The 16,693-nt window shown below is 34.2% G+C and carries 17 protein-coding genes; 6 read left to right on the forward strand and 11 right to left on the reverse strand.

Going from position 1 to position 16,693, the window contains the following annotated elements; all coding sequences use genetic code 11:
* Window positions 1–45: 45 nt before the first annotated feature.
* The 6 genes from AC1Q7L_RS15255 to lpxK form a co-directional block, all read right to left on the reverse strand.
* Window positions 46–1,518 (reverse strand): alpha-amylase, encoded by a 1,473-nt coding sequence (locus AC1Q7L_RS15255; RefSeq protein ID WP_492306877.1) that lies wholly within the window; start codon window positions 1,516–1,518, stop codon window positions 46–48.
* A 42-nt stretch (window positions 1,519–1,560) separates the two neighbouring features.
* Window positions 1,561–2,658: a DNA polymerase IV gene (gene dinB, locus AC1Q7L_RS15260; RefSeq protein WP_492307019.1), complete on the reverse strand. Its 1,098-nt coding sequence runs from the start codon at window positions 2,656–2,658 to the stop codon at window positions 1,561–1,563.
* 42 nt (window positions 2,659–2,700) lie between these two features.
* Complete coding sequence (locus AC1Q7L_RS15265; protein ID WP_492306876.1) at window positions 2,701–3,156, reverse strand: GNAT family N-acetyltransferase; 456 nt, start codon at window positions 3,154–3,156, stop codon at window positions 2,701–2,703.
* A gap of 3 nt (window positions 3,157–3,159) precedes the next feature.
* Entirely contained in the window at window positions 3,160–3,678 is a 519-nt protein-coding gene (locus tag AC1Q7L_RS15270; RefSeq protein WP_492306875.1) for a TlpA family protein disulfide reductase, read from the reverse strand.
* A 94-nt stretch (window positions 3,679–3,772) separates the two neighbouring features.
* Window positions 3,773–4,588, reverse strand: coding sequence for a purine-nucleoside phosphorylase (locus AC1Q7L_RS15275; RefSeq protein ID WP_492306874.1), 816 nt, complete (start codon window positions 4,586–4,588; stop codon window positions 3,773–3,775).
* Window positions 4,575–5,597, reverse strand: a complete 1,023-nt coding sequence (gene lpxK, locus AC1Q7L_RS15280) for a tetraacyldisaccharide 4'-kinase (protein ID WP_492306873.1) — start codon at window positions 5,595–5,597, stop codon at window positions 4,575–4,577. The genes AC1Q7L_RS15275 and lpxK overlap by 14 nt, the downstream gene beginning before the upstream one ends.
* A 131-nt stretch (window positions 5,598–5,728) precedes the next feature.
* On the opposite strand from lpxK, the gene truA reads away from it, so the two are divergent.
* From truA to AC1Q7L_RS15305, 5 genes are all read left to right on the forward strand, one after another.
* Entirely contained in the window at window positions 5,729–6,463 is a 735-nt protein-coding gene (truA, locus tag AC1Q7L_RS15285) for a tRNA pseudouridine(38-40) synthase TruA (RefSeq protein WP_492306872.1), read from the forward strand.
* Between the two features lie 28 nt (window positions 6,464–6,491).
* Window positions 6,492–6,830 (forward strand): hypothetical protein, encoded by a 339-nt coding sequence (locus tag AC1Q7L_RS15290; RefSeq protein WP_410693114.1) that lies wholly within the window; start codon window positions 6,492–6,494, stop codon window positions 6,828–6,830.
* A gap of 55 nt (window positions 6,831–6,885) precedes the next feature.
* Window positions 6,886–7,473 carry a Crp/Fnr family transcriptional regulator gene (locus AC1Q7L_RS15295; protein ID WP_123980799.1) on the forward strand — a complete coding sequence of 196 codons (588 nt, stop codon included), beginning with the start codon at window positions 6,886–6,888 and terminating at the stop codon, window positions 7,471–7,473.
* 85 nt (window positions 7,474–7,558) lie between these two features.
* On the forward strand, window positions 7,559–8,329 hold the full coding sequence (locus AC1Q7L_RS15300; RefSeq protein ID WP_492306871.1) for an alpha/beta hydrolase: 771 nt from the start codon (window positions 7,559–7,561) through the stop codon (window positions 8,327–8,329).
* 604 nt (window positions 8,330–8,933) lie between these two features.
* Window positions 8,934–10,694: an ABC transporter ATP-binding protein gene (locus AC1Q7L_RS15305; protein WP_492306870.1), complete on the forward strand. Its 1,761-nt coding sequence runs from the start codon at window positions 8,934–8,936 to the stop codon at window positions 10,692–10,694.
* Between the two features lie 88 nt (window positions 10,695–10,782).
* Here the strand turns inward: AC1Q7L_RS15305 and AC1Q7L_RS15310 are convergent, their stop codons facing one another.
* Window positions 10,783–11,121 carry an FEKKY domain-containing protein gene (locus AC1Q7L_RS15310; protein ID WP_492306869.1) on the reverse strand — a complete coding sequence of 113 codons (339 nt, stop codon included), beginning with the start codon at window positions 11,119–11,121 and terminating at the stop codon, window positions 10,783–10,785.
* 374 nt (window positions 11,122–11,495) lie between these two features.
* On the opposite strand from AC1Q7L_RS15310, the gene AC1Q7L_RS15315 reads away from it, so the two are divergent.
* Window positions 11,496–11,708, forward strand: a complete 213-nt coding sequence (locus AC1Q7L_RS15315) for a hypothetical protein (protein WP_066755020.1) — start codon at window positions 11,496–11,498, stop codon at window positions 11,706–11,708.
* Between the two features lie 61 nt (window positions 11,709–11,769).
* Here the strand turns inward: AC1Q7L_RS15315 and AC1Q7L_RS15320 are convergent, their stop codons facing one another.
* The 4 genes from AC1Q7L_RS15320 to AC1Q7L_RS15335 all read right to left on the reverse strand — a co-directional run bounded on the left by AC1Q7L_RS15320 (window position 11,770) and on the right by AC1Q7L_RS15335 (window position 16,665).
* On the reverse strand, window positions 11,770–13,068 hold the full coding sequence (locus tag AC1Q7L_RS15320) for an MFS transporter (protein ID WP_492306868.1): 1,299 nt from the start codon (window positions 13,066–13,068) through the stop codon (window positions 11,770–11,772).
* Between the two features lie 21 nt (window positions 13,069–13,089).
* The gene (locus AC1Q7L_RS15325) at window positions 13,090–14,505 is read right to left on the reverse strand and encodes a porin (protein ID WP_492306867.1); all 1,416 of its coding nucleotides are present in this window, start codon (window positions 14,503–14,505) and stop codon (window positions 13,090–13,092) included.
* 102 nt (window positions 14,506–14,607) lie between these two features.
* Entirely contained in the window at window positions 14,608–15,876 is a 1,269-nt protein-coding gene (locus tag AC1Q7L_RS15330; RefSeq protein ID WP_492306866.1) for a sensor histidine kinase, read from the reverse strand.
* A 111-nt stretch (window positions 15,877–15,987) separates the two neighbouring features.
* Window positions 15,988–16,665, reverse strand: coding sequence for a response regulator transcription factor (locus tag AC1Q7L_RS15335; protein ID WP_492306865.1), 678 nt, complete (start codon window positions 16,663–16,665; stop codon window positions 15,988–15,990).
* Window positions 16,666–16,693: the final 28 nt, after the last annotated feature.

Genomic DNA, 16,693 nt, shown 5'->3' on the forward strand with positions numbered 1-16,693 from the left:
GAATATTAGTGCTTAAAATAGTAGTGTTATTCGTGTTTAATAATTTTATTCAGGAATCCAGACACTCACATTTCCCGCTGGAACAGGAAAATTTCCGAATCCTTTTTCATCGATGGTTACTTTCTCTTCAGATCTTCCCAGAAAATCGTAAAAGATTTGTCCAATATATTTTTCACCCATTTCCATCGGTTTATTGTAAGCTTCCTTATTACTCAAAACTACTGCGCAGCCTTGATGTTCATCATCACCTTCACGAATCCAGCCCAAGCAATTGGCATCTTCAAAATAATCTCTTTGAACGCCGTAAGCATGATCTTTTCTGGCTTTTAATAATTCTTCAATACCGTCAATTTTATTCAAAAATATTTCCTGATCATTTCCTTCCTTATCTTTATCGATGTAATGAGCGCCAAATAAATCGGGGTAAAAAATGCATGGATAACCGTTTTCCCTTAATAAAATCAAAGCATAGGCGAGAGGTTTGAACCATTCATCAACAGGAGCTTCCAAATCCTGTAAAGGTTGCGTGTCGTGATTATCAACAAGACTAACAGAATGCAGCGGATCAGCCTGAGTAAGGGTTTCATCAAAGATTCTTCTCAAGTCATAATCTCCTCCCTCTTTGGATGCGGTGTGGAAATTATTTTGTAACGAGCTATCAAATAAACTCATGGCACCTTCCGTAACTTCAATATATTTTTGAAGCAACGCCAAATATCCCGGAGCCCAATATTCGCCCACAGCAAAGATATTTTTTCCGGAATTGGAGCGGAGTAGGGTGAGCCATTCTTTATAAAAATCAAAAGAGATATGTTTTAAGGCGTCTAGTCGCACGCCATCGAAATCGGTCTGATCAAAATACCATTTTGCCCAATTATTGAGTTCTTCGCGGACGTGTGGATTGCGATGTTCAACATCATTATACATGAGATAATCGTAATTTCCTTTTTCATCATCAATCATTTCTTCCCAATCGTTTCCGTATTCAGACTGGATTTTGAAAATATGGGATTCCATCCCTTCGGCATAATCAACACCGCTGAAACAGGTGAAATTCCACTCAAAGTCAGAATATTTTTTTCCTCTTCCCGGAAATGTAAATTTGGTATACGATTCTATTTCAATGATATCAGAAATTACTTTTTCTCGATTATTTTCGTCAACTTTTACGGCTTTGAATTTTTCTAGTTCATCACCACCGGCTTTATGGCCCAGTACAATATCGACAATAATCTGGATATTTTGTTTCTTTAAAGCTTTAATGGCTTTTGTGTAATCGTCTTTGGTTCCGTATTTTGTTTGGGTTGTTCCTTTTTGATCGAACTCTCCTAAATCGAAAAGATCATAAGCATCATATCCAATAGAATAGCCTCCATTCGTTCCCTTATAAGCGGGAGGGAGCCAAACTGATGTAATTCCTAATTCTGATAAATAGTTGGCCTGTTTTTCGGCTTCTTTCCATAATTTTCCGTCTCCTTCCGAGTACCAATGGAAAAACTGAATCATCGTTTGGTTCATGTATTGTAGATTTGGTCAATACAAGTTAGTGAAAATTATTAACTATTGATTTTCAAATTCCTGAAACGGGATTTTTAGTTGAACGGAAACCTGTTTTTTTTCTTCTGTATTAAGATGAGAAAGAGATAATCCTAACAGTCGCACAGCTTTATCAAACGGGCGAAGTTCCCAAAGTTTTTTTGATGTTTTAAAATATTCTTCGGGTGAAGTAAAATATTCTTCTTTCGTAAAACTTCTTGTGAACAATGAGAAATCTTTATATTTAATTTTTAAAGTTAAAGATCTTCCGAGAATATTATTTTTCTGTAGTCTCTGATGAAGTTCTGCACTTAAACTTTCTAGCTTTTCATTGATCTGTTGTTCATCAAAAAGATCTTCAAAAAAGGTTCTTTCCACCGCAACACTTTTCTGAATACGATGAGGTTTTACTTCGGAAGTATGAATTCCACGAACAACATTATAGTAATATCCGCCAGATTTACCGAACATTCTTGTAAGATCTTCGACAGATCTTTTCTTTAAATCTTTTCCTTTATAAATACCTAAACTAAACATTTTGTTAGCTGTAACTTTCCCTACGCCGTAAAATTTTTCGACAGGCAATTCCTCAAGGAAAGCTTCAATTTTATCGGGATGAATGGTTTTTTGTCCGTTTGGTTTATTAATGTCTGAAGCAACTTTTGCTAAAAATTTATTGATGGAAATTCCGGCAGAAGCAGTGAGCCCTGTTTCTTCAAATATTTTCTGACGAATTTCTTTTGCGATCTGATTGGCAGATTCTATTCCTTTTTTATTTTCGGTAACGTCAAGATAGGCTTCATCTAAAGATAAAGGTTCTACCAAATCGGTATATTCATGAAAAATTTCCCGAATTTTTTTTGAAACTTCTTTATAACGCGCAAAATGAGGCGGAACAAAAATTAAATGCGGGCATTTTTCTTTTGCTATTTTACTAGACATCGCAGAACGCACCCCGAATTTCCTTGCTTCATAGCTGGCCGCAGAAACGACACCACGATGTTCGCCCCCTACAGCAATGGCTTTTCCTCTCAATGCAGGATTATCATACTGCTCCACGGAAGCATAGAATGCATCCATATCAACATGAATAATTTTGCGAAGGGGAAAAGGAAAATCCATATCACAAAGATATGGATTCATTTATTTTTAATGATCGAATTATTATGATTTCAATCTCATTGTAAGGAGTAGAGGTTCAAAACCTGCTTTTTCATAGGCTTTTACAGCAGATTCATTTTGATCATAAACATCCAGTCTTATTTCTGAAACTCCTTTATCTTTTACCCAAGTAACAAGTGCGTCTACAATTAATTGATTGACCCCTTTTCCTCTATGTTCAGGTTTTACATACATAAAACCGAGATAACCATATTCTTTGAAGTTATTATAATTTTTTTCAGACTTTTTAATCAAAGCATATCCAGATGCAATGATCTCGTTATTTTCTTCAACAACCACTAAATTGGCGTCTGGAGAAAGAATAAGAGCATGTAAATCGTAGTAGTGAATTTCACCTTCCTTTAAAGTTTCATTAAAAGGTCTTTCCGAAGAAACAACACCTTGTTCAAACTCTAAAAGTATTTCTAAATCCTGTTCTGTAGCTTTTCTTACAATCATAATTTATTTTAAAAGCTTATCTATGGTTGTCTGAATTTCAGGATCTTCGGGAGAAATAGCATAATATTTTGCAATCGCAGATTTTTGATCGATTACCATATATCTTGGAATCCAGTTAAGATCAACATAATTATTGAAATCATTTTTCCAGCCGGAAGAGAACCAATAATTTTCTTTGTCTTTCATTTCAAATCTTTCAAGGCTTTTATTAAAACCTTCTTTTGATCGGTCTAAGGAAAGGAACACGAAATCAATATTATCTTTGTTTTTTTCTTCTAATTCTTTAGCTTTTGGAAGTGCATTTAAACAATCTCTGCACCATCCTGCCCAGAAATCAATTACTAAAACTTTTCCTTTATGCTGATCTAGAATTTGTTGAATGGTAACGCTTTTGCCTTCTTCATTTTCCAGTTTTTGACTTAAAGCTTCTTTAGAAAATTTCGTTTTAAGAACTGTTGGTATCTTTTGAGAACAGCCTAATCCAAAAATACCCATCATCAATAGTAATAATAACTTTTTCATTTTTTCAATTACATTTAATGCAAATCTAAACAATGAAACGCAATTCGAGATTGGTTTCGTATTATTTAGCAAAAATTTAAGAGATTGAGAATTTCTATGAATAGTTATTTACCAGACCTTTTACCAATGTAATAACATTCGGCATTGCTTTATTGGCAGCATTTAATACTTCTTCGTGAGAAACGGCAAAAGCAATGTCCGGTCCGCCAAGATCTGTAATGATGGAAACACAGAAAACATCCATTCCCATATGTTTGGCAACGATGACTTCGGGAACGGTACTCATACCGACCATATCGCCACCGATGGCTTTGATCATTCCGTATTCTGCAGGAGTTTCAAAAGTTGGACCTTGTAAGGCAACGTAAACTCCCTGTTGAAATTTAATATTATTTTCTGAGGCAACCTGTTCTGCAACAGCAATCATTTTTTTATTGTAAGGCTCACTCATATCAACGAAACGAGGACCAAAAGAATCTATATTTTTGCCACGAAGCGGATGTTCGGGCATCATGTTGATGTGATCTTTTACAATCACAACATCTGCAACGCTGAAATTTGGATTTACTCCGCCGCAAGCATTAGAAAGGATCAAATTTTTAATTCCTAATAAATGAAAAATTCTGATAGGAAAAGTAACTGTTTCAATAGAATGACCTTCATAATAATGAAAACGGCCGCTCATCATTAATACTTTTTTGCCTTCCAGAATTCCATAAATTAATTTTCCTCCATGGCCCACAACTGTGGTTTGAGGAAAATTAGGAATGTCTTTGTATTCTAAAACATGAATAGCTTCTACCTCGTCTTGAAGTTTCCCCAATCCAGATCCTAAAACAATCGCAAAATCAGGAATATCCTGAATAATATTTTTAATGAAATCGGCAGTCTGCTTACTATTTTCTAACATAATCTAAGATGATTTGGTTGAATTCCTCTTTTTTATCGATCACTACATTAATAGGCCAGTAGTAAACGATGTCTCTAAGATAATCAAAGGATTTCAAACGAACATAATCTTTCTCAGTTGTTAAGATCAATTTGTATTCACCTAATTTTTTATAATCAGCAATGATTTTTTTAATATCATCTTCTGTAAAATTATGGTGATCTCTGAATTTTAAATGTTTTACTCGTTGTGAGAATTTTGCAAGGTGTGCCAACAAGGGCTTCGGATTGGCGATTCCTGTAATTAACAGAATATCATAATAATTAAGGTTGTTGTCGGGAAGCATTTTTTCTTTTCCGTACACATTTTCGTCATACCCGATGGATGAAAAGAATACTTTTTGGGTACGATCCGGTCTGATTCTGGAAATATAATATTGCTTGGTTTCTTCCGTCAGTTCGTCAGGGCATTTGCTGACCATAATGATGTCTGCTCTTTTATATCCTGTTCTGGATTCTCTCAAATCTCCGGCAGGAAGCAAATGATCTTTAAAGAAAGGATCATTAAAATCGGTCATCAAAATATTAAATCCGGCCTTGATTGCTCTGTGTTGAAATGCATCATCCAAAACTAAAACATCAAGATCCATATCTTCAATGACTTTTTTTGCTCCGGGAACTCTTTCTTCGGAAACTGCAATCACAAAACGGTTTTTGAAACGTTCAAATAACTGCATAGCTTCATCACCTACAGTTTTATAATTACTCTCGTAATTCGTTACGTCATAGCCTTTTGTCATTCTTCCGTAACCGCGCGAAAGTACACCTGTTCTGTAATGTTTAGAAAGGTATTGGGCAAGATACATCACCATTGGCGATTTTCCGCTTCCGCCCACGGAGAGGTTACCGACATTAATTATCGGAGTCTTGAATTTCGTAGATTTAAAAATTCCCACATCATACATTGTGTTTCGGATACCCGTTACCATATGATAACCGAGGGAAAAAGGATATAGGTACCATCTTTTCATACGTTTGCAAAAATAGGAATTTTCGGAGGGATTTTAGACAATATGGTATGTACTTTTTCAATATTTATTTTAAAAAATCGATTATTGATTATCATTAAATTACAGTATTTTTGTAGAGTTATTTTATTACATTGAGGTATTTTATAGAGTTTTCCTATAACGGTAAAAATTATTTCGGTTATCAGATTCAGCCGAATGCTATTTCCGTGCAGGAAGAATTGGAAAAAGCACTTTCCACAATTTTAAGAGAAAAAATTAAAACTACAGGCGCCGGACGCACAGATACAGGCGTTCACGCGAAGAAAATATTTGCACATTTTGATACCGATCAGGTGTTGAATGATCAGTTTTCTCATCGATTAAACAGTTTTCTTCCGGTTGATATTTCCATCAAAAGAATTTTTGAGGTGAAAGATGATTTTCATGCACGTTTTGATGCAACTTTCAGGACGTATGAATATTATATTTCAATGGAAAAAAATCCGTTCACGCAGGATTCTGCCTGGCAACATTGGAGAAGACCTTTAGATATAAATAAAATGAATGAAGCCTGTAAGATCTTATTTGAATATGAGGATTTTACAAGTTTTGCCAAGCTTCATACCGACAATAAAACCAATCTTTGTAAAATGTACAAAGCAGAATGGGAACAAAACGGGACAGAATTGAAATTCACTGTTTCTGCAAACCGTTTTCTGAGAAATATGGTGAGAGCAATAGTCGGAACTATGGTAGAAATTGGCTCAGGAAAAATAAAACCTGAAGAACTACGAAATGTCATTGAAAATAAGAACCGAAACTCCGCCGGAACATCTGCTCCCGCACAAGGTTTATTTTTAGTGGATGTTGGATATGAATTTGATTAAAACTTAAAACTTAAAAAACATAAAACATATGATGTCAATAATTATTCTTGCAGCTGCTTACCGATATTACGCTGGACTTGCCGAAAAGTTTGGAAAAACAAAGTGGCATTTCGGTATTCTGGCTATTCTTATTTATTTGGGAGCTCAGTTTGGGTTTGGGCTTTGTTTCGGAATGTTCAAAGAAATTACAAATCCGGGTTCTTTGGATGAAACAAGCGACAATACTTTTACTTTCGTTAATCTTATTGGCTGGCTTGTAGCTATCGCAGTCGTTTTTGGAGTGTATAAACTTCTTGAACGCAGATTTCAAAAAGAGAGTTTTGAGAAACCTTCGCTGGAAATTGAAGAAATTGGTAATAAAGAATGATAATAAATGATGGTGGCTTGATATTTTCAAAGTCACCATTTTAATTTTAAAAACCATGGACGAAATCGAAAAACTAGCCTTTGCTCTGAATCATTTCGCAGGTCTTACGGAAGAAGAATTTAAACTTTCCGAAGAATTTTGGTTACCAAAAACATATCAAAAAGGAGATTTCTATAATCTTCGCGGAACGGTTTGCACCTATTTCGGGTTTATTGTTGATGGTGTTTTCCGTTCTTATACGATTGATGAAAAAACGGGAGAGGAGAAAAATGTTTTTCTGTATTCTGCTAATGGTTTTGTGGTTTCCTTTAAAAGTTTTATCAACCAAATTCCGTGTGATTACCATACTCAGGCGTTGACGGATGCTACGATTATTTATATCCGATATACAGATTTACTTTCACTTTATCAGCAATCGCATCGATGGGAAAAATTCGGAAGACTTCTTGCGCAGGAAGCTTTTAATGTAACGATGAGCAGAATTGAAGGATTTATTTTAAAATCTCCTGAGGAGCGCTATTTAGATTTAATTAAGCAACATCCTGATATTTTTAATAATGTTCCGTTGTATCATATTTCCTCGTATTTGGGAATTCAGGGGCCGTCTTTGAGTAGGATAAGAAAAAGAATTTCAGGGAAGTAGTACGATTTTAACTAAGGTTAAAATTATCCTCATTTTATTCGCGGAACTTTGTCTCATAATTTAAAACCAATTAAAAATAAAAGTTATGAAAACAAAAACTATCGTATTAATTCATGGATTATTTGTGAACAATACAAGCTGGAAAGAATGGAAAACTTATTTCGAAGCACAAGGTTACACCGTGCACACTCCTGCAAATCCGGGACACAACGGAGATCCTAAAAATTTAAAAATAAACATTCCGTCAGAATTAAAAAATGTAGGTTTTGATGATGTTGTAACTCACATATCAAGATTTATCGACACACTTCCTGAAAAACCAATCGTGATCGGGCATTCATTCGGAGGATTAATGGTTCAGAAATTAATCGACATGGGAAAAGCCGTTGCCGGAGTGAGCATCGATGGCGCACCTCCAAAAAATGTGATGGCTCCTTTTTCTACTGTGAAAGTTGTTTGGCCTGTTGTAAATTTCTTCAAAGGAAACTCTGCATTTCTTGGATCTAAAGAATGGTATCACAAAGCATTTTTTAATAATTATTCTAAAGCAGAAAGCGATAAATTATACGAAACTGTTGCCGCTCCTGAAAGCAGAAAACTGGCAAGAGATCCGTTATTCAAATCATCAGCAAAATTAGATTTAAACAAACCTCACGAACCGTTATTATTCATCGCAGGTTCTAATGATAATATTTTCCCTGCAGCATTTTCAAGAAAAATTGCTGATGCTTATAAAGATAAAAACAGTATTGTTGATTTTAAAGAATTTGAAGGTAGAAGTCATTTCATCGCTGGCGAAAGAGGTTGGGAAGAAGTTGCGGGCTATGTTTTGGACTGGTTGAAAAAGGTCAATTAATATTCTTTTGCTTAAAAATTGAAAAGAGACGGCTTCGGGAGCAGGTCTCTTTCTTTATTTGATATATCTGATGACGTTCCTCAGTCCTTCATTGAGGTTCCGAATATATCCGTTGATGTTATACAACCTAAAATTTGGGGTTCCGAACGTCAAATTTTAGGTCTGGGATGCCAAAGTTGACGATATCGAACCTCGTTATTGGAGTAAATAACGTCGTTGCATATGTTTACAACCTCAAAATAGGTGTTCCGAACGTATCCTATGGATTTCCAGACGTTAAATTTCCATTTAATTTGTCATGCTGATCGCTGGAGAAAAAGGTTGGGAAGAAGTTGCGGGTTATGTTTTGGACTGGTTGAATAAAGTTAATTAAAAAAGAAAGTCAGCTTTATTATCCTTGTCAAGGTTTTAAACCTTGACAAGGATGATTTTTTGCATAAAAAGAGATGCAAGAAATATTCAGCGTGTTAGAAAATCATCTATATCATAAATAACAGCAATCTGAATTTTTCATCAGGAATTAGCGAAGTTGTAAAGGCAGACAAATTTTAAAGTCTTATTTTTGCAAAAGAATTTTATTTAATTCCTTTCTTCAATTCGTACAATGAAAAAACAAGATACCGGGGCAATTATCAAAAGATTATTCTTCATCGGGATGAAATTCCGTTCGTGGTTTATCATAACTTTGGTAATTTCTATATTTCTTTCCATCGTTTCTACTTACAGGCCGTACCTTACCATGCAGGTGGTAGATAACGATATTACCAAACTTCACGATAAAGCTTTGATGATGAAGCATATTTATCTTTTGGTAGGTTTGGTTTTTGCCGAAACAGTTTTAAACTTTTTCTTAGTGTATTTCTCCAATTATATTTCTCAGAACGTAATCAGAGATATCAGGGAGAGATTATATGCTAAACTGATTTATTTCAGAACATCATTTTTTGATAAAACACCGATTGGACAGCTTGTAACACGCGCTGTAGGAGATGTAGAAACCATTGCAACTGTTTATACAGATGGCTTCCTGATGGTTTTTGGGGATATTTTGAGAATCGTTTTTGTGTTGATAATGATGTTCAGCACGAATGTTCATTTGAGTTATATCACGTTGGCGATTTTACCTTTAATGGTTTTAATTACAAGATTCTTTCAAAAAAGGCTTAAAAAAGCGTTTGGAGATGAAAGAAATTGGACTTCAAATCAAAACTCTTTTGTTCAGGAAAGATTGGCGGGAATGCCGATTATTCAGGTGTTCAACAGACAAAAGGCTGAATTTAAAAAGTTTGACGATATTAATATTACCTTAAAAGGAGCGTTATTGAGAACAGTTTTCATTTTCTCATTGTTCTTTCCTGTGGTTGAACTTATTTCTTCACTTTTTATAGGATTTATCTTATTTTATGGAGGATATATCACCATTAGTGCTGGGGTTGTTATTGCTTTTATCCAATATATTTCGATGTTGATTCGTCCTTTGAGACAGATCGCAGACCGTTTCAACAATATTCAACGCGGAATTGTTGGTGCTGAAAGAGTTCTTGGTTTGATGGATGAAGATTACGCAATGCCAAACAACGGAAAAGTAGAAAAGGATCATTTTGACGGTAAAATTGAATTCAAAGAAGTTCGTTTTGCATACGATGAAAAGCAGGAAGTTCTTAAAGGAATTGATTTTAAAGTAAATCCGGGAGAAACCGTAGCCATTGTTGGAGCAACCGGAGCCGGAAAATCTACGATTATCAGCTTGATTACAAGATTATATGATATTAATTCAGGTGAAATATTTATTGATGACATTGAGCTTAAAGATTACGAGTTATATAATTTAAGAAGTCATATTGGAGTCGTATTGCAGGATGTTTTCCTTTTCCATGGAAGTATTTTTGAAAATCTTGCTTTTGGAGACGATACGATTACGTTAGAAAAAATAAAAGCAGGTGCCAAAGAAATTGAGGTTGATGATTTTATTGAAAGTCTTCCTGGAGGATATGAATATGTAGTGAGTGAAAGAGGTTCGTCGATCTCTTTAGGTCAAAGACAATTATTATCTTTCTTAAGAGCGTATTTATCTGATCCAAAAATTTTAATTCTGGATGAAGCGACATCTTCTATCGACCACGAAAGTGAAAAATTGATTCAGAGAGCGACGGAGAAAATTACTAAAAACAGAACATCAATTATTATCGCCCACAGACTTTCGACCATTGAAAAAGCAGATAAAATTATCGTGATGGAACATGGGAAGATCGTAGAAGAAGGCAAGCACCTTGAATTGTTAGATCAAAACGGATATTATTCTACTCTTTACAAAGCTCAGCTGAGACATGAAGTAGAGGAGAGTGAGACTGTTGAAAATAATTAAGCTAAAATTATTTTTAGTTTAAAATCAAAAAGATACTTTATATAAAGTATCTTTTTTTATGCTTGAATGTTTGATGAAAGCGAAGAATTTATAAACCGTATGGAATAATTCCAAGATCCTTTTTCCAGGCTTCACCATATTTGTCAGTTAGATTTTTTGCTAAGGCTAAATTATTTTTCTCTGCTTGTTTTGAAATGGCTGGACTTATCACACAGTTTTCATACACAACATTAACCTGATATTTTTTTCTGAAACCTTCATGGTTTTTCGACATAATCCCAAATTGAATAAAATGAGGTAAGATTTCTACGTCTCTTTTTCCATTTTTATCTTTAATAGTTACTTTAACGTCCTTATTTTTCTGCGCAAAGCTTACACCTGAAAAGGATAGTGTAATCAGTAAAAGAAATAATTTTGAGGTTTTCATATATAGTTTTTATGTCTTATAGATTAAAAATTGAGGTTGAGGTTAAAAATAAATCTTAATCCTGAGTTTTAAAATTTGGCTTTTGAGTGGTTAAAATATCAATTAAGTTTAGAATCATTAAAAATAAAAATCCTTTTATTACTAAGTGTTATGATAATTTTTGTTAAAGTTTTAGGAATTTCAAATCTGTGGATTATATAGGTGTTTTATTAAAAATGTTTAATATTTTCAAATTAATTGATAAAATGTTAATGAAATATTATGTTTATATCGAAATATTTATTAATTTTAATGTGAAATTGAACACCTACCCTGAATATTGGTAGGGTGTTTGATATAATTGAATGATTTTTTAATTAAACCCCAAAATATAAATGAATAATATACAAGATGAATTTCAGGTCTTCAGAGACGAGTTAAGAAAATTGAATATCGAAGTACAGAAAGTAGTAAAGGTAGGTAACGGTAGCATGGACTTTCACGAGGTTTTCTACAAATCCCCAAGATATGAGGATGTAAAGACCGTCTATGTTCAACGTCACTACCTGGATGAACTTATTGTAAAATTCAGACAAGCTTATAGCTAAAAAATAAAATACGCGGCTCAGGAAACCTGAGCCGCGTATTATTTATGATGTTTGAATAAATTTAATCCTTATCCAACGTTGAATTTTCTTTGGTGTCCTTCATTCGCACATACACGAGCAATGAAAACAAAATACATGCAGTAATATACCAGTAGAAATAATGTTCGGCTCCAAATTTCTTTAGCCATAAAGCAATATATTCTGCACTTCCTCCAAATATCGCCACAGTTAAGGCGTAGGGTAGGCCTACTCCCAACGCACGTACTTCAGACGGGAAAAGTTCAGCTTTTACGATAGCGTTGATAGAAGTGTATCCGCTTACGATAATTAATGCAGCCATGATCAGGAAAAATGCTGCCCACATAGAAGTTGTATGACTTAATGCCGTCAGTAACGGAACTGTACAGAGCGTTCCTAAGATCCCGAAACCTAATAATAAAGGTCGTCTTCCGATTTTATCCGAAAGTCCTCCGAAAACAGGTTGTAAACATGCAAATATAAATAGGGAAACAAATGAAATTAAAGTAGATTGTTCTTTAGTAAGGTGAACGGTATTTACTAAAAACTTCTGCATATAGGTGGTGTATGTATAGAAAGCCAATGTTCCTCCCAACGTCAATCCAATTACAGTAAGTAGAGCTTGTGGATGTTTTAAAAGTTCTTTAATTGTTCCTTTTTTCTTATCATTTACATCTTTTTTATTTTCAAAAGCTTCAGTTTCATGAAGATTTGATCTTAAATATAAAGCGATTACAGACAAAATTGCTCCAATCACAAAAGGAATTCTCCAGCCCCAATTTTCCAATTGAGTTTCTGTCAGGATTAATTTTTGTAAAACCAACTGAATTCCCAGCGCAATTAATTGCCCGCCAATCAACGTCACATATTGAAAGCTCGAATAAAAACCTCGTCTGTCTTCTGTCGCCATTTCGCTGAGGTAGGTTGCTGAAACGCCGTATTCTCCGCCCACACTTAATCCCTGTAACAATCGTGCAATAAGAAGTAGGGCAGGAGCTAGGATTCCTATCGTGTCATACGTTGGCGTCAGTGCAATTAATAAAGATCCGAAAGACATTAACAAAACAGAAAGCGTCATTGCTTTTTTTCGTCCTATTCTATCGGCAATACTTCCGAACATCCATCCTCCGATGGGACGCATCAAAAATCCGACAAAAAATATTCCGGCAGTATTCATCAACTGGGCGTTAAGATCTGATTCCGGGAAAAATGAATTGGAAAAATAGATGGCAAAGGCAGCATAAGCATACCAGTCATACCATTCTACCAAGTTTCCTATAGAACCGCCCACAATGGCTTTTATCCTTTGGGCAGTTGTAATTTGAGTAGTATTAGCGTTCATATGGGTAAGATATTAAATTTTTTAAAGTACAATTTGAAAAGACAGTAAAAATTCTCCTTTTCTGTCAAAAATTCTTTTTGAAGCGGTATCATACAACGGTCTGCTGCTGTATTGAGCAACAATTCTTGCATTTTGACCATATAAAAATAGATTGGCGCCGATGTCGTAGTAGCTTCCGCTTTGGTTTAATGCTTTCATATCTTTAAGAGCATAATTAAAAAACGGCTGAACTTTCACGATCTTGCTGAACTTAGGAAGTACAAAACCTACCTGAGAAAACCAGATATTTCCTGTTCCCATCAAAACTCGGTTGTTTCCGGCTCCTTCCAAAGCTTTTTCACCTGTAAATGTTGCATCAATAGTTCCGGGATTCATGATTCCGCTTACTCTCAGATAATTTGGGCCGTAGTTGTAATTATAGAAAACGGAATAGAGCGTAAGTCCCATTTCTTTACTTTTATCACCTAATGGAAGTTCAGAATAAACATCTGCTCCGAAAATATTGGTATCATGAGATTCAAAAACATTTTCTGTAGGCTGAGATTGCGTTGCATCTTTGTTGGTGTAAAAACCTGCTCCAATATTCAGTACTTTTTTTGCGGCTAAATTATTTTCAGCTAAAAAAGATGTAGAAGTAACTTCTTTATTAAAAAACTGATAATAAGCATATCCGGCGTAGGACAATTTTCCGCTTTGATTATTATCAACAGCAACTCCGCCAACAGCAGGCTTTAAATTTGTTGCAAAAGGTTTGTTGACGCTGAAGCGATAATTCAATCTGTCAAATTCTCCATGCACGAAAACCCCGAACTGTCTTGAAAACTGATCCGCAATTTCAATCGTAGGAAAATTAAAAACAGGAATATCTCCCGCTAGCATTTTGGTTGTACTTGCATTCGTCATTCGGCTCACACCGTTCCATGAATGGAGTCCGGCACCTAAATAAAGATTATTTTTATTAGGTTTTCCTGTTTGAAAATCATTTCTCGGAATAATAGCGAGTTCATTATAAGCATCATGAAAAAAGAAAGGTGCTTTTTTTCCTGCGCCGTTATTTCCTGTTCCCGTTCCTCCGCCTGAAATAAAATTTTGATTATTAATTCCCATCTGTAAAAAGACAGAATAGAAAGGTGTCAACTGACTTTGAATAATCAATCTCATTCTTCTGATTCCTGCATCATAGGTCTGATCTTGCGGAACTCCATTGACGGCTGTTCCCGGATTATTATCGATACTTCGAAGCCAAATTTGACTCGAAATTCCAAATTTCAACCATTTATCACCTTTTTGATTAAGGTTGATTTTAAGTTCTCCAATATCCAACCGATTTTTTTCAACAGTGGAGATTTCTTCCATCTTTTTTTCTGACTTAATTGTGTCTTGGCTGTAAGCGAATTGCACTGCAGTTAAACCGAAAAGTAAGAGTAATTTTTTCATAGGCGTTTTTACTTGTGCCTAAACAAGAAATAAATTCTGAAGAAATTTTGAAGTTTTCACAGAATTTGAATTTTCATTGTTATGTTTTTGAATTCCAGTTAATTATTTTATGAAATTAATTCTAATAGTGTGTAAGTCATGTTCAAAATGATAAGAAATTTCAGTATCATAAATCTCCAAAATCTTCTTCACAAGTGCCAAACCAATCCCGATAGAATTTTGATTGGGATTTCCGCGCTTAAATCTTTTGAATAATTCTTCCGTAGAAATTGTGGGCGGATTTCCTGTATTTGAGATCTGAAAATAAGTTTCCGTAAGCTTCACGAAAATTTTCCCATTCTCAATATTATGCCTTTTTGAATTGTTGATAAGATTGTTAATAACTATAGATGCTAAGTTTTCATCAAAATTAAGATAAACATTATCCTGAATTTCGTTAACTAAAGTAAGGTTCTGAATTTCAAATAAATCCTCAAAATAATGAAGTCTGTCTTTTAATAATTCTGAAAAATTAATCAGTTGTGAATCATTTTTTTCAAAATGTTCAAGTTTAGCAAGAAGAATCAGCGATTGGTTGATGGATGAAAGTCTGTCCAGCTCATCGTTCATCGAAGAAAGCGTGATCAACTGATTTTCTGAAAGTTCGCTATCCATTAATAACTCTATTTTCCCTTTAATAGAAGCTAGTGGAGTCTGTAATTCGTGGGAAGTATTTTCTGAAAGTTCTTCCAAAACGTTGTAATCTTTCTTGGAGCTTTCGGACATTTTTAAGAGAAATTTATTTAATGATTTAAATTCTTCAGTCTCCGTTTCCATCAAATTCATCGGGCTGTTATCTCTCAATCTAAATTTTTTAATTTCATCCATCGCATGATAAAAAGGATCGAGAATTTTCTTTGAAACTAAAACACTTACAATAATCGTAAGAATGACAAGGAAAACCATGATCCATGCTACAACCATGATAATACTCATCATAAAACGGTTTTCGATAATCGTGATATATCTTACACTCGTAATGGAATATTTTTTTTGATGAATAACAGGGTAGGTGGTAACAGAAATTCGGTTAATATAGGACTGTATGCTTTTGTTCCAGAGATATTTTTCCTCAATGATTTTTTCTTTGGCGATTTTTGTATCAGGTGGAAGAATTTTAACCTGAGTTTGACGATGATGAGATTTTAAATAATCATAAGCCGAATCTTTCTCTAATTTATGAGTGACGTATTCATTTAAATCTTCCAATTTCAGAATGGCAGAACGCATTGTTGCTCTTTCAAAAGCAAAATACAAAATAGCAAAGCCCGTGACGAGGACAAAAAATACCAAAAAGGTAAATGCTCTGGCAAATCGGAAGCTTAAATTCATGTAATGAGAAGTTAGAATTTAGAGGTTAGAAATTAGTTTTATAATGATGGTGTTATTTTTTTTAAATTTCGAGGCTTGAAATTGAATCTAACTTCTAATTTCTAATATCTTTTATTTATCAATCCACTTGTAACCTAATCCGTAAACAGTTTGCAGATAATCTTTTCCACCTGAATCCAGAATTTTCTTTCTTAAATTTTTCAAATGCTGATAAACAAAATCTACATTATCAATACTATACGTGTAATCTCCCCAAAGATGACTTGCAATTGCCTGTTTGGATAACATTCTGTTCTGATTATTAATGAAATAGATCAATAAATTCAATTCTTTTTTTGTGAGATTAAGCAATTGTGCATTGATTTTACATTCTTTAGATTCCAGATCAATTGTAATTTCGTTAAAACTCAAAATACGGTTAGTTTCCGGAGTTTTTCTTCTGAGAACTGCTTTTATTCTTGAATGAAGTTCGGGCAGTGAAAATGGTTTTGTTACGTAATCATCTGCTCCGTCGTCTAATCCTGTCAATTTTGTATCCAGAGAATTTTTTGCAGAAACAATAATCACACTCGCTGATGGAGAATAATTTTTGATATGTTTGAGGATTTCCAAACCATTTCCGTCAGGAAGCATAAGGTCTAAAAGAATGCAGTCGTATTCAAAAAGTTCAATTTTTTCTAACGCTTCTTTTGCACTGGAAGCCACTTCACAGACGTAATCTTCTTTTTTAAGATAATCTGTAATATTGGTTGCAAGTTCCTTATGGTCTTCTATGATGAGGATTTTCATATAAAATTATTAAACTGAAATATCGTAT

Source organism: Chryseobacterium sp. GW823-FHT05E08, from assembly GCF_058795655.1.

Bases quoted from the DNA above. Each gene is read 5' to 3' on its own strand.
- AC1Q7L_RS15330 (WP_492306866.1), bottom strand. From the start codon at position 15,876: ATGAATTTAAGCTTCCGATTTGCCAGAGCATTTACCTTTTTGGTATTT.
- dinB (WP_492307019.1), bottom strand. From the start codon at position 2,658: ATGGATTTTCCTTTTCCCCTTCGCAAAATTATTCATGTTGATATGGAT.
- AC1Q7L_RS15320 (WP_492306868.1), bottom strand. From the start codon at position 13,068: ATGAACGCTAATACTACTCAAATTACAACTGCCCAAAGGATAAAAGCC.
- AC1Q7L_RS15325 (WP_492306867.1), bottom strand. From the start codon at position 14,505: ATGAAAAAATTACTCTTACTTTTCGGTTTAACTGCAGTGCAATTCGCT.
- AC1Q7L_RS15265 (WP_492306876.1), bottom strand. From the start codon at position 3,156: ATGATTGTAAGAAAAGCTACAGAACAGGATTTAGAAATACTTTTAGAG.
- AC1Q7L_RS15305 (WP_492306870.1), top strand. From the start codon at position 8,934: ATGAAAAAACAAGATACCGGGGCAATTATCAAAAGATTATTCTTCATC.
- AC1Q7L_RS15290 (WP_410693114.1), top strand. From the start codon at position 6,492: ATGATGTCAATAATTATTCTTGCAGCTGCTTACCGATATTACGCTGGA.
- AC1Q7L_RS15300 (WP_492306871.1), top strand. From the start codon at position 7,559: ATGAAAACAAAAACTATCGTATTAATTCATGGATTATTTGTGAACAAT.
- AC1Q7L_RS15270 (WP_492306875.1), bottom strand. From the start codon at position 3,678: ATGAAAAAGTTATTATTACTATTGATGATGGGTATTTTTGGATTAGGC.
- AC1Q7L_RS15335 (WP_492306865.1), bottom strand. From the start codon at position 16,665: ATGAAAATCCTCATCATAGAAGACCATAAGGAACTTGCAACCAATATT.
- AC1Q7L_RS15315 (WP_066755020.1), top strand. From the start codon at position 11,496: ATGAATAATATACAAGATGAATTTCAGGTCTTCAGAGACGAGTTAAGA.
- AC1Q7L_RS15310 (WP_492306869.1), bottom strand. From the start codon at position 11,121: ATGAAAACCTCAAAATTATTTCTTTTACTGATTACACTATCCTTTTCA.
- AC1Q7L_RS15295 (WP_123980799.1), top strand. From the start codon at position 6,886: ATGGACGAAATCGAAAAACTAGCCTTTGCTCTGAATCATTTCGCAGGT.
- AC1Q7L_RS15255 (WP_492306877.1), bottom strand. From the start codon at position 1,518: ATGAACCAAACGATGATTCAGTTTTTCCATTGGTACTCGGAAGGAGAC.
- AC1Q7L_RS15275 (WP_492306874.1), bottom strand. From the start codon at position 4,588: ATGTTAGAAAATAGTAAGCAGACTGCCGATTTCATTAAAAATATTATT.
- lpxK (WP_492306873.1), bottom strand. From the start codon at position 5,597: ATGAAAAGATGGTACCTATATCCTTTTTCCCTCGGTTATCATATGGTA.